This is a genomic window from Salmonella sp. SJTUF14076, from assembly GCF_015534835.1.
GTDB classification, from domain to species: Bacteria; Pseudomonadota; Gammaproteobacteria; order Enterobacterales; family Enterobacteriaceae; genus Salmonella; species Salmonella enterica.
In genome coordinates this window covers 2,940,864-2,953,295 of record NZ_CP064674.1, presented here as the reverse complement: position 1 = coordinate 2,953,295, position 12,432 = coordinate 2,940,864, and the positions used below count along the sequence as shown (strand labels likewise).

Here is a 12,432-nt window from a genome sequence, read left to right as displayed (position 1 = left end):
ATTCTGGCCGCGGCTGTGACAAAATAGCGGTTTTATCAGATAACGCCTGAGCCAGCCTGTGGAGAGTCCGATGCAGGATCGCAATTTTGATGACATTGCTGAAAAGTTTTCCCGTAACATTTACGGCACGACCAAAGGACAACTGCGGCAAGCCATTCTGTGGCAAGACCTGGATCGCGTGCTGGAGGAGATTGGCGGGCGAAAACTGCGGGTACTGGATGCCGGCGGCGGCGAAGGGCAAACGGCGATTAAGATGGCGGAACGCGGCCATCAGGTGACGTTATGCGATCTGTCTGGCGAAATGATCGCCCGCGCGCGGCAGGCGGCCGAGGCAAAAGGTGTGAGCAAAGACATGCATTTTATACAATGCCCGGCTCAGGACGTCGCTTCGCATTTGGAAAGCCCGGTTGATCTGATATTGTTTCATGCTGTGCTGGAGTGGGTAGCCGATCCTGTCGGCGTATTAGAAACGCTCTGGTCAGTATTGCGCCCTGGCGGCGCGCTGTCGTTGATGTTCTATAACGCTAACGGTTTGCTGATGCACAATATGGTGGCGGGTAATTTTGACTACGTGCAGGCGGGGATGCCTAAACGCAAGAAGCGCACGCTGTCGCCTGACTACCCGCGCGACCCCGCGCAGGTGTACCAGTGGCTGGAGGCGATTGGCTGGCAGATTACCGGTAAAACCGGCGTGCGTGTGTTTCATGATTATCTGCGTGAAAAACACCAGCAGCGTGACTGTTATGAGACCCTGGTCGAACTGGAAACGCGTTATTGCCGCCAGGAGCCGTATATTAGCCTTGGGCGCTACATTCATGTCACCGCGATTAAAAGCCCGGCGCTAGCCGCAGATGCAAGGATAACCTATGAGTGAATTTTCCCAGACAGTCCCCGAACTGGTTGCCTGGGCCAGAAAAAACGACTTTTCCATCTCGCTGCCGGTAGACAGACTTTCCTTTCTGCTGGCGGTCGCCACGTTGAACGGCGAACGCCTTGACGGCGAGATGAGTGAAGGCGAGCTGGTGGATGCATTCCGCCATGTGAGTGATGCGTTTGAGCAAACCAGCGAAACCATCGGCGTGCGCGCTAATAACGCGATTAACGATATGGTGCGTCAACGTCTGCTGAACCGCTTTACCAGCGAGCAGGCGGAAGGCAATGCGATTTACCGATTAACGCCGCTCGGGATTGGCATCACCGATTACTACATTCGTCAACGCGAATTCTCTACGCTGCGTCTTTCTATGCAGTTGTCGATTGTGGCCGGCGAATTGAAGCGCGCGGCGGATGCGGCAGCGGAGGGTGGCGATGAGTTCCACTGGCATCGCAATGTTTACGCGCCATTGAAATATTCGGTGGCGGAGATTTTCGACAGTATCGATCTCACCCAGCGCATTATGGATGAACAGCAGCAGCAGGTGAAAGACGATATCGCACAACTGCTGAATAAAGACTGGCGGGCGGCGATTTCCAGCTGTGAGCTGCTGCTTTCCGAAACGTCCGGTACGCTGCGCGAGTTGCAGGATACGCTGGAGGCGGCGGGCGATAAGCTGCAGGCTAACCTGCTGCGCATTCAGGATGCCACGATGACGCACGACGATCTGCATTTTGTCGACAGGCTGGTGTTTGACTTACAAAGTAAACTCGACCGCATTATCAGTTGGGGTCAGCAGTCTATTGATTTATGGATCGGCTACGATCGTCACGTGCATAAATTTATCCGTACCGCGATCGATATGGATAAAAACCGTGTCTTCGCCCAGCGGTTGCGCCAGTCTGTGCAGACTTATTTTGACGATCCGTGGGCGCTAACCTACGCGAATGCCGATCGTCTGCTGGATATGCGCGATGAAGAGATGGCGTTGCGTGACGATGAAGTCACCGGGGAGTTGCCGCCGGATCTGGAATATGAAGAGTTTAACGAGATCCGCGAGCAGTTAGCGGCCATCATTGAAGAACAGCTGGCTATCTACAAAACCAGACAAACGCCACTGGATCTTGGGCTGGTGGTGCGCGAGTATCTGGCGCAATACCCGCGCGCGCGTCATTTCGACGTGGCGCGTATTGTTATCGATCAAGCGGTACGTCTTGGCGTAGCGCAAGCAGATTTCACCGGACTGCCAGCCAAATGGCAGCCGATTAATGATTACGGAGCCAAGGTACAGGCGCATGTCATTGACAAATATTGAACAAGTGATGCCGGTTAAGCTGGCGCAGGCGCTGGCGAATCCGTTATTTCCGGCGCTGGATAGCGCATTACGTTCGGGCCGCCACATCGGGCTGGACGAACTGGATAATCATGCCTTTCTGATGGATTTTCAGGAATACCTGGAAGAGTTTTACGCGCGTTATAACGTGGAACTGATTCGCGCGCCGGAGGGGTTCTTCTACCTGCGTCCGCGTTCTACCACGCTTATCCCGCGCTCGGTGTTATCCGAACTGGATATGATGGTCGGTAAAATTCTCTGCTACCTCTATCTTAGCCCGGAGCGTCTGGCCAACGAAGGGATCTTTACTCAGCAGGAGTTGTATGACGAGCTGCTTACCCTTGCGGATGAAGCCAAACTGCTAAAGCTGGTGAATAACCGCTCGACGGGATCTGATGTTGATCGTCAGAAACTGCAGGAAAAGGTGCGTTCTTCTTTGAACCGCCTGCGTCGTTTGGGCATGGTATGGTTTATGGGCCACGACAGCAGCAAATTCCGCATTACCGAATCGGTCTTCCGCTTTGGCGCGGATGTCCGCGCCGGCGACGATCCTCGCGAGGCGCAGCGTCGTCTCATCCGCGACGGGGAAGCGATGCCCATTGAAAACCATCTGCAACTTAATGATGAGACCGAAGAGAGTCAGCCGGACAGTGGAGAGGAAGAATAATGATTGAACGCGGTAAATTTCGCTCGCTAACGCTGATTAACTGGAACGGTTTTTTTGCCCGCACTTTTGACCTGGATGAACTGGTCACGACGTTATCCGGGGGCAACGGCGCCGGGAAATCCACGACGATGGCGGCGTTCGTCACGGCGCTGATCCCGGATCTTACATTACTGCACTTTCGTAACACCACGGAAGCCGGCGCCACCAGCGGTTCGCGCGATAAAGGTCTGCACGGTAAGCTGAAGGCGGGCGTCTGTTACTCCATGCTCGACACCATTAATTCCCGCCATCAGCGGGTGGTGGTCGGCGTGCGTCTGCAGCAGGTCGCTGGGCGCGATCGCAAAGTGGACATCAAACCGTTCGCTATCCAGGGGCTGCCGATGTCGGTACAGCCGACACAACTGGTGACGGAGACATTAAACGAACGTCAGGCGCGCGTACTGTCGCTTGCTGAGCTGAAAGACAAGCTTGACGAGATGGAAGGCGTGCAGTTTAAGCAGTTTAACTCCATCACCGATTATCATTCGCTGATGTTTGACTTAGGGATCATCGCCCGTCGTCTGCGCTCCGCTTCCGATCGTAGTAAATTCTATCGTTTGATAGAGGCCTCGCTGTACGGCGGGATCTCCAGCGCCATTACCCGATCGCTACGCGATTATTTATTGCCGGAAAACAGCGGCGTGCGCAAGGCGTTCCAGGATATGGAAGCGGCGCTGCGCGAGAACCGACTCACGCTGGAAGCGATTCGTGTTACCCAATCCGATCGCGATCTGTTTAAGCATTTGATCAGCGAAGCCACCGATTATGTGGCGGCGGATTATATGCGCCACGCCAATGAGCGTCGGGTTCACCTTGATCAGGCGTTGGCGTTTCGACGCGAACTGTACACATCGCGCAAACAACTGGCGGCGGAGCAGTACAAGCACGTCGATATGGCCCGTGAGTTGGGCGAACATAACGGCGCCGAAGGTTCTCTTGAGGCGGATTACCAGGCGGCGAGCGATCACCTGAATCTGGTGCAAACCGCGCTGCGTCAGCAGGAAAAAATTGAACGCTACGAAGCGGATCTTGAAGAGCTGCAGATTCGACTCGAAGAGCAAAACGAAGTGGTGGCGGAAGCCGCCGAAATGCAGGACGAAAATGAAGCGCGTGCCGAAGCCGCCGAGCTGGAAGTCGATGAACTCAAAAGCCAGCTTGCGGATTACCAGCAGGCGCTGGATGTACAGCAAACGCGCGCGATTCAGTATAACCAGGCGATATCAGCGCTCGCCCGCGCTAAAGAACTTTGCCATCTGCCGGATCTAACGCCGGAAAGCGCCGCCGAATGGCTGGATACTTTCCAGGCAAAAGAGCAGGAAGCTACGGAAAAACTGCTGTCGTTGGAACAAAAAATGAGCGTGGCGCAAACCGCGCACAGCCAGTTTGAGCAGGCTTACCAGCTGGTAGCGGCGATCAACGGCCCGCTGGCGCGTAGCGAAGCCTGGGACGTGGCGCGCGAGCTGTTACGGGACGGCGTGAACCAGCGTCATCTGGCGGAACAGGTACAGCCGCTGCGGATGCGCCTGAGCGAACTGGAACAGCGGCTGCGCGAGCAGCAAGAGGCGGAACGTCTGCTGGCTGAGTTCTGTAAGCGACAGGGCAAAAATTTTGATATTGACGAACTGGAAGCGCTGCATCAGGAGCTGGAAGCCCGCATCGCGTCCTTGTCTGATAGCGTGTCGTCAGCCAGCGAACAGCGTATGGCCTTGCGTCAGGAACAGGAACAGCTGCAATCCCGTATCCAGCATCTGATGCAACGCGCTCCTGTCTGGCTGGCGGCGCAGAATAGCCTGAACCAGCTTAGCGAACAGTGCGGCGAGGAGTTTACGTCCAGCCAGGAAGTGACCGAATACCTGCAACAGCTACTGGAGCGTGAGCGCGAAGCCATTGTCGAACGCGACGAAGTGGGCGCGCGTAAAAATGCGGTTGATGAAGAGATCGAACGTTTAAGCCAGCCGGGCGGCGCGGAAGATCAGCGTTTGAATGCGCTGGCGGAGCGTTTTGGCGGGGTACTGCTGTCGGAAATCTACGATGATGTCAGTCTTGAAGATGCGCCGTACTTTTCCGCACTGTATGGCCCGTCGCGCCATGCGATCGTCGTACCGGATTTATCGCAAATAGCCGAACAGCTTGAAGGTCTGACCGACTGCCCGGAAGATCTGTACCTGATCGAAGGCGATCCGCAGTCTTTTGATGACAGCGTATTCAGCGTTGACGAGCTGGAAAAGGCGGTGGTCGTGAAAATTGCCGACCGTCAGTGGCGTTATTCGCGTTTCCCGTCGCTGCCTATTTTTGGCCGCGCGGCGCGTGAGAACCGTATTGAGAGTCTCCATGCGGAACGGGAAGTGCTTTCCGAGCGCTTTGCCACGCTCTCGTTTGACGTGCAGAAAACCCAGCGTTTGCACCAGGCGTTCAGCCGTTTTATCGGCAGCCACCTTTCCGTTGCCTTTGAGGACGATCCGGAAGCGGAAATTCGCCGACTGAACGGGCGTCGCGTCGAGCTGGAGCGCGCGCTGGCGACGCATGAAAGCGACAACCAGCAGCAGCGCCTTCAGTTTGAGCAGGCCAAAGAGGGCGTTTCCGCGCTTAACCGTTTGCTGCCGCGGCTGAATTTATTGGCCGATGAAACGCTGGCCGATCGGGTCGATGAAATTCAGGAGCGGTTGGATGAGGCGCAGGAAGCGGCGCGATTTGTGCAGCAATATGGAAACCAGTTAGCCAAACTGGAGCCAGTAGTTTCCGTTCTGCAAAGCGATCCGGAACAGTTTGAGCAATTAAAAGAAGACTATGCATGGTCGCAGCAAATGCAGCGCGACGCGCGCCAGCAGGCTTTTGCTCTGGCTGAAGTTGTCGAACGTCGGGCGCATTTCAGCTATTCCGACTCGGCGGAAATGCTGAGCGGCAACAGCGATCTCAACGAAAGGCTGCGCCAGCGGCTGGAGCAGGCGGAAGCCGAGCGTACCCGCGCCCGCGAAGCGCTGCGCAGCCATGCCGCGCAGTTAAGTCAGTACAGCCAGGTCCTGGCCTCGCTAAAAAGCTCTTACGACACGAAAAAAGAGCTGCTTAACGATTTGCAGCGCGAATTACAGGATATTGGCGTTCGCGCCGACAGCGGGGCGGAAGAGCGTGCCCGCCAGCGTCGCGATGAACTGCACGCCCAGTTGAGCAATAACCGTTCGCGTCGCAATCAGCTTGAGAAAGCGCTCACCTTCTGCGAAGCGGAGATGGAGAACCTGACCCGTAAGCTGCGCAAGCTGGAGCGCGATTATCATGAAATGCGCGAGCAGGTTGTGACCGCGAAAGCCGGCTGGTGCGCAGTCATGCGGATGGTGAAAGACAATGGCGTGGAACGCCGTCTGCACCGTCGTGAGCTGGCTTATCTGTCGGCGGATGAACTGCGCTCCATGTCGGATAAGGCGTTGGGCGCGCTGCGCCTGGCCGTCGCGGATAACGAACATCTGCGCGACGTATTGCGTCTGTCGGAAGATCCGAAACGCCCGGAACGTAAAATCCAGTTCTTTGTGGCCGTTTACCAGCATCTGCGCGAACGTATTCGTCAGGATATTATTCGTACCGACGATCCGGTTGAAGCCATTGAACAAATGGAGATTGAACTGAGCCGTCTGACGGAAGAGCTGACATCGCGTGAGCAAAAGCTGGCGATCAGTTCCCGCAGCGTGGCAAACATTATCCGCAAAACTATCCAGCGTGAGCAGAACCGTATCCGTATGCTGAACCAGGGTTTGCAAAGCGTCTCGTTTGGCCAGGTGAATAGCGTGCGGTTAAACGTCAACGTGCGTGAAACGCATGCCACCTTGCTGGATGTGCTTTCAGAACAGCAGGAGCAGCATCAGGATCTGTTTAACAGCAATCGTCTGACCTTCTCCGAAGCGCTGGCGAAACTGTACCAGCGCCTGAATCCGCAGATCGATATGGGGCAACGCACGCCGCAGACCATCGGCGAGGAGCTGCTGGACTACCGTAACTATCTGGAAATGGAAGTTGAAGTTAACCGTGGGTCCGACGGCTGGCTGCGTGCGGAATCCGGCGCGCTATCAACGGGGGAAGCTATCGGGACCGGGATGTCAATTCTGGTGATGGTGGTGCAAAGCTGGGAAGACGAAGCGCGCAGACTGCGCGGGAAAGATATTTCGCCATGTCGCCTGCTGTTCCTCGATGAAGCGGCGCGTCTGGATGCGCGCTCTATTGCCACGCTGTTTGAACTATGCGAACGTTTGCAGATGCAGCTCATCATCGCCGCGCCGGAAAACATCAGTCCGGAGAAGGGCACGACGTATAAACTGGTGCGTAAAGTGTTTCAGAATACTGAGCATGTTCATGTTGTCGGGCTGCGTGGCTTTGCGCCACAGCTTCCGGAAACGCTTCCCGGTACGCAGACGGAAGATACGCCTTCAGAAGCGAGTTAAACACGGCAGAAACGATGAAGTGCCCGATGGCGCCTCGCTTATCAGGCAAGGCCGGATAAGTCGGTTACGCCGCCATCCGGCACAACAAGTTCTGTTTTATCATTAGCCTGGGGCGGCGAAAGCCGCCTTTTTCTTTATCTGAAAAATCTCTCCGGGTAGTGCATTTTCTTTAAACTTCTTTACATTAGGTTAGGCAAAAACGTAACGAACTTTATATACTGGAGTTAAGCCTGACGAGTGAGCAGGCTGACTCGTCATACTAAACAAAAGCATTGGTTGCGGTTGACCCGCGCTGCGGGCAGCGTAGTCATGCGGAGTATGATAACGAAAACAGGGGGCAAGGGATGTTGCTTAATAAGATGTGTGGTCGTTGTCTGTCGGCAATCAGTTTATGCCTGGCCGTAACATTCGCTCCACTGTTCAATGCGCAGGCCGATGAGCCTGAAATGATACCTGGCGATAGCGCCGTTGCCGCGACGGATCAGGCTGGGCCGCAGAAGCAATCCGCCGCGACGGCGATTATGGCCGGGATTCAGCCGCTGCCGGAGGGCGTTTCAGCCGAGAAAGTCCGGGCTGATTTACAGTCGCAGCTTCCTTCCGGCTATACGCCGGTCTATATGAGCCAACTGACATTGCTGTATGCCGCGCGCGACATGAAGCCCATGTGGGATAATCGCGATGCGGTGAAAGCCTTCCAGCAACAGTTGGCGGAGGTGGCGATTGCCGGATTCCAGCCGCAGTTTACCGCCTGGGTGGCATTGTTGACCAATCCCGCCGTAAACGGTATGGCGCGCGATGTTGTGTTGTCAGACGCCATGATGGGCTATCTCCATTTCATTGCGAATATCCCCGTCAAAGGCCAGCGCTGGTTATATAGCAACAAACCTTACGCATTGGCGACGCCGCCAGTCTCGGTGATTAACCAGTGGCAAATCGCGCTGGAAGAGGGCCAGTTGCCGATGTTTGTCGCCAGCCTGGCGCCGCAGCATCCACAGTATGCGCCCATGCATGACGCGTTGCTGAAGCTGGTGGCGGACTCTCGGCCGTGGCCGCAGTTGGCCAATACCGCGACGCTGCGCCCGGGGCAATGGAGTAACGATGTGCCTGCGCTGCGCGAAATATTACAGCGTACGGGGATGCTGGATGGCGGTCCAAAGATAGCCTTACCCGGCGATAACACTGCTGATAGTGCCGTCGTCAGCCCCTCCGCCGCGGTAGTCGAAACATCGGTGGCGCAGCCGGTCGACGAACCAACGGCCCGCCGTAGTAAGTCGGCTCCGGCGGCACGCGCCTACGATCGTGAACTGGTCGAGGCGGTAAAGCGTTTTCAGGCATGGCAAGGGCTGGGGGCGGATGGCGTTATTGGCCCGGCGACGCGTAACTGGCTTAATATGACCCCCGCGCAACGCGCAGGCGTACTGGCACTGAATATCCAACGTTTACGCCTGCTGCCGGCGGAACTCTCTACCGGTATTATGGTAAACATTCCCGCTTATTCGCTGGTCTACTATCAGAATGGCAACCAGGTGCTGGCTTCAAGGGTGATCGTCGGGCGTCCCGATCGTAAAACGCCGATGATGAGCAGCGCGCTGAATAATGTGGTGGTGAACCCGCCGTGGAACGTTCCGCCCACGCTTGCGCGTAAAGACATTTTACCGAAGGTGTGGAATGACCCAGGCTATCTGGAGCGCCATGGCTACACCGTGATGCGCGGCTGGAACAGCAAAGAAGCGATCGATCCGTGGCAGGTTGACTGGGCCACCATTACGCCATCGAATCTTCCGTTCCGTTTCCAGCAGGCGCCAGGCGCGCACAATTCGCTGGGGCGTTATAAATTTAATATGCCGAGCTCAGATGCGATCTATCTGCACGATACGCCTAACCATACTCTCTTTCAGCGTGACGCCAGGGCGTTAAGTTCCGGCTGCGTGCGGGTCAATAAGGCCTCTGAACTGGCGAATATGCTCTTGCAGGATGCTGGCTGGAACGATGCGCGGATCTCAGGCGCCCTGAAGCAAGGCGACACGCGGTATGTCAATATCCGGCAGAACATTCCAGTAAATCTTTACTATCTGACCGCGTTTGTCGGCGCAGATGGACGTATGCAATATCGTACAGATATTTACAATTACGATCTCACAGCGCGATCCAGCGCACAAATTGTGCCAAAGGTTGAACAATTAATCAGGTAAATGAAGAAGTTCTGGTAAATATGTTGTCCTAATGTTTGGCTTCAACGGGGCGTTTCGCTGTAGACCCCCGTTGTGGCTGGGGGAGGGCCATCTTGACGCGGGCTTTATCGGCAGTTAAGGTGCCTTTCGTGCGCCAGAAGTGCATATACAACAACCTTTAAGTCGACCGGGCCGTTCAGAAGTCTGTGCCAGCCGGTATCATGTCTGCTTAAAGGTAGAAGTGTATTAACGATAACATTGACCTGTAGACCTGATTATCATGGACAAATTTGACGCTAATCGCCGCAAGCTGCTGGCGCTTGGTGGTGTCGCTCTCGGCGCCGCCATCCTGCCCGCGCCAGCGTTTGCCACACTCTCGACCCCACGCCCGCGCATTTTGACGTTAAACAATCTCCATACCGGAGAGTCAATCAAGGCGGAGTTTTTCGATGGAAGAGCCTACATTCAGGATGAATTAGCAAAGTTAAACCATTTTTTCCGTGACTATCGCGCGAATAAAGTCCGATCAATCGATCCCCGCCTGTTTGACCAACTTTACCGACTTCAGGGGCTGTTAGGGACGCGTAAACCTGTGCAGCTCATCTCAGGCTACCGTTCTCTTGATACCAATAATGAATTACGCGCCCGTAGCAGCGGCGTAGCGAAAAAAAGCTACCATACAAAAGGGCAGGCGATGGATTTTCATATTGAAGGCGTGGCGCTGAGCAATATTCGCAAAGCGGCGTTATCTATGCGCGCAGGTGGTGTAGGATATTACCCACGTAGTAACTTTGTGCATATTGATACCGGGCCGGCGCGGCACTGGTAATCAGCGAGGCTTAATCAAAGGAGCAGTATGAACTATCGTATTATTCCGGTCACCGCGTTCTCCCAGAACTGTTCATTAATCTGGTGCGAACAAACCCGGCTGGCGGCGCTGGTCGATCCGGGCGGCGACGCGGAAAAAATTAAACAGGAAGTGGACGCCAGCGGCGTGACGTTGATGCAAATTTTACTCACGCATGGGCATCTCGATCATGTCGGCGCGGCGAGTGAACTGGCGCAGCATTACGGCGTTCCTGTTATCGGTCCGGAAAAAGAAGATGAGTTCTGGCTGCAAGGACTGCCGGCGCAAAGCCGCATGTTTGGTCTGGATGAGTGTCAGCCGCTGACGCCTGATCGCTGGTTGAACGACGGCGATCGCGTCAGCGTGGGGAATGTGACGTTACAGGTGTTACATTGTCCGGGACACACGCCGGGACACGTGGTTTTCTTTGATGAACAGTCGCAACTGCTGATCTCCGGCGATGTGATTTTCAAAGGTGGCGTCGGGCGCAGCGATTTTCCTCGCGGCGATCACACCCAGTTGATTGACGCCATTAAGCGTAAATTATTGCCGCTTGGCGATGATGTGACCTTTATTCCTGGCCACGGCCCGCTCTCTACGCTCGGATACGAGCGTCTGCATAATCCCTTCCTGCAAGATGAGATGCCGGTCTGGTAAGCAGAATGAAAAAGCCTGCAATGTGCAGGCTTTTTTATCGGTCACGCCAGTCGGCAGCTTTTTACAGTACCGCGACAATGGCTTCGCACAGCGGCGCCATATTATCCGGGGTCATGCCCGCCACGTTCACGCGACCAGAAGCCACGGCATAAACGCCAAACTCTTCACGCAGACGCAGCACCTGATCTTTGGTCAGACCGCTGAATGAGAACATCCCGTTCTGCTTGATAATAAAGCTGAAGTCACGGTTCGCGCCTTTTTCCTGCAAGGTATTCACGAACAGTTGACGCATACGCTGAATACGCTGGCGCATGTCCGTCAGTTCCTGTTCCCAGATAGCGCGCAGGGCGTCATTACTCAGGATAGTCGCGACGATGGACGCGCCGTGCGCTGGCGGGTTGGAGTAGTTAGCGCGAATGGCGGATTTCATCTGGCTAAAAGCGCGATCCACGGTTTCCGCATCGGCAGCCACGAGGGTGCAGGCGCCGACGCGCTCATTATATAAGCCGAAGTTTTTGGAGTAGGAGCTGGCGACAATGAGCTCTTTATGCAGCGCGGCAAAGGCGCGCAGACCTTCCGCATCTTCTTCCAGGCCGCGGGCAAAGCCCTGGTAGGCGAAATCGAATAGCGGCAGCCACCCTTTTTCAACGGAAAGCTCAGCCAGAACCTGCCACTGTTCCAGAGTAGGGTCAATGCCGGTTGGGTTATGACAGCAACCGTGGAACAGAACCACATCGCCGGCCTGTGCTTCGCTCAGGCTGGCTTGTAGCGCTTCAAAATCCAGCGAGTGATTTTCCGCATCGTAGTAAGCGTACTCCCGAACTTCCAGGCCGGCAGCGTTAAACACGCTTTTGTGGTTCGGCCAGCTGGGGTTGCTCACCCACACCCGTTTTACCGGAGTATTTTTTGCCAAAAAGTCGGCGGCAATGCGTAACGCGCCGGTACCGCCCGGCGTTTGCGCCGTGCGTGCGCGCTTATCGTTAATCAGCGCGCTGCCTTTGCCGAACAGCAGTTCCTGAGTGCAGCGAGCAAATTCCGGAATCCCGTCAATGCCGAGATAGTTTTTCGTCGTTTCATTTTCCAGTAAATACTGCTCGGCTTTTTTAACGCTGGTGAGCACCGGTGTTTTGCCGGTTTCATCTTTATATACGCCAATGCCAAGGTTAATTTTCCCTGGACGGTCATCGGCGCGAAACAGATCGGCCAGGCCCAAAATCGGGTCGGCAGGAGCGGCGGTTATGTTCTCAAACATGACGAGGTTCCATTATAGTTACAGAAGGGAAATCCGCTATCAGGTTAACGGCAGATTTACAAAATGCCAACCGTTAGCGCTAAAAAGCCCGCCTGTTTTTGAAAGACGCACATTTTCTCTAAGAGAGATAAAAAAACAGGACCGAAGTCCTGTTTTTGAGGCATA

At 55.2% G+C, this 12,432-nt stretch carries 8 protein-coding genes; 7 read left to right on the top strand and 1 reads right to left on the bottom strand.

All coding sequences use genetic code 11. The features are described from left to right. Positions 1 to 70: 70 nt before the first annotated feature. The 7 genes from cmoM to HU143_RS14440 all read left to right on the top strand — a co-directional run bounded on the left by cmoM (position 71) and on the right by HU143_RS14440 (position 11,015). The gene (gene cmoM, locus HU143_RS14470; protein WP_001154025.1) at positions 71 to 874 is read left to right on the top strand and encodes a tRNA uridine 5-oxyacetic acid(34) methyltransferase CmoM; all 804 of its coding nucleotides are present in this window, start codon (positions 71 to 73) and stop codon (positions 872 to 874) included. Next, a complete protein-coding gene (mukF, locus tag HU143_RS14465) occupies positions 867 to 2,189 on the top strand; it encodes a chromosome partition protein MukF (protein WP_001288828.1) in 1,323 nt (440 codons plus the stop codon). The genes cmoM and mukF overlap by 8 nt, the downstream gene beginning before the upstream one ends. Next, complete coding sequence (gene mukE, locus HU143_RS14460) at positions 2,170 to 2,874, top strand: chromosome partition protein MukE (RefSeq protein WP_000060025.1); 705 nt, start codon at positions 2,170 to 2,172, stop codon at positions 2,872 to 2,874. The genes mukF and mukE overlap by 20 nt, the downstream gene beginning before the upstream one ends. After that, a complete protein-coding gene (gene mukB, locus HU143_RS14455; RefSeq protein ID WP_023227170.1) occupies positions 2,874 to 7,340 on the top strand; it encodes a chromosome partition protein MukB in 4,467 nt (1,488 codons plus the stop codon). Before mukE ends, mukB begins: the two co-directional genes overlap by 1 nt. Before the next feature lie 344 nt (positions 7,341 to 7,684). Then, complete coding sequence (gene ldtD, locus HU143_RS14450; RefSeq protein WP_023227171.1) at positions 7,685 to 9,532, top strand: L,D-transpeptidase; 1,848 nt, start codon at positions 7,685 to 7,687, stop codon at positions 9,530 to 9,532. A 259-nt stretch (positions 9,533 to 9,791) separates the two neighbouring features. Then, on the top strand, positions 9,792 to 10,340 hold the full coding sequence (locus HU143_RS14445; RefSeq protein ID WP_000357052.1) for a YcbK family protein: 549 nt from the start codon (positions 9,792 to 9,794) through the stop codon (positions 10,338 to 10,340). Between the two features lie 27 nt (positions 10,341 to 10,367). Further along, positions 10,368 to 11,015 (top strand): MBL fold metallo-hydrolase, encoded by a 648-nt coding sequence (locus tag HU143_RS14440; RefSeq protein WP_001109471.1) that lies wholly within the window; start codon positions 10,368 to 10,370, stop codon positions 11,013 to 11,015. Positions 11,016 to 11,076: 61 nt separating this feature from the next. On the opposite strand, the gene aspC is transcribed toward HU143_RS14440, so the two are convergent. Beyond that, positions 11,077 to 12,267, bottom strand: a complete 1,191-nt coding sequence (gene aspC / locus HU143_RS14435; RefSeq protein WP_000462648.1) for an aspartate transaminase — start codon at positions 12,265 to 12,267, stop codon at positions 11,077 to 11,079. Between the last annotated feature and the right edge of the window lie 165 nt (positions 12,268 to 12,432).

Excerpts from the sequence above, each read along its gene's own strand:
- cmoM (WP_001154025.1), top strand. The coding sequence starts at position 71 with ATGCAGGATCGCAATTTTGATGACATTGCTGAAAAGTTTTCCCGTAAC.
- mukF (WP_001288828.1), top strand. The coding sequence starts at position 867 with ATGAGTGAATTTTCCCAGACAGTCCCCGAACTGGTTGCCTGGGCCAGA.
- mukE (WP_000060025.1), top strand. The coding sequence starts at position 2,170 with ATGTCATTGACAAATATTGAACAAGTGATGCCGGTTAAGCTGGCGCAG.
- mukB (WP_023227170.1), top strand. The coding sequence starts at position 2,874 with ATGATTGAACGCGGTAAATTTCGCTCGCTAACGCTGATTAACTGGAAC.
- ldtD (WP_023227171.1), top strand. The coding sequence starts at position 7,685 with ATGTTGCTTAATAAGATGTGTGGTCGTTGTCTGTCGGCAATCAGTTTA.
- HU143_RS14445 (WP_000357052.1), top strand. The coding sequence starts at position 9,792 with ATGGACAAATTTGACGCTAATCGCCGCAAGCTGCTGGCGCTTGGTGGT.
- HU143_RS14440 (WP_001109471.1), top strand. The coding sequence starts at position 10,368 with ATGAACTATCGTATTATTCCGGTCACCGCGTTCTCCCAGAACTGTTCA.
- aspC (WP_000462648.1), bottom strand. The coding sequence starts at position 12,267 with ATGTTTGAGAACATAACCGCCGCTCCTGCCGACCCGATTTTGGGCCTG.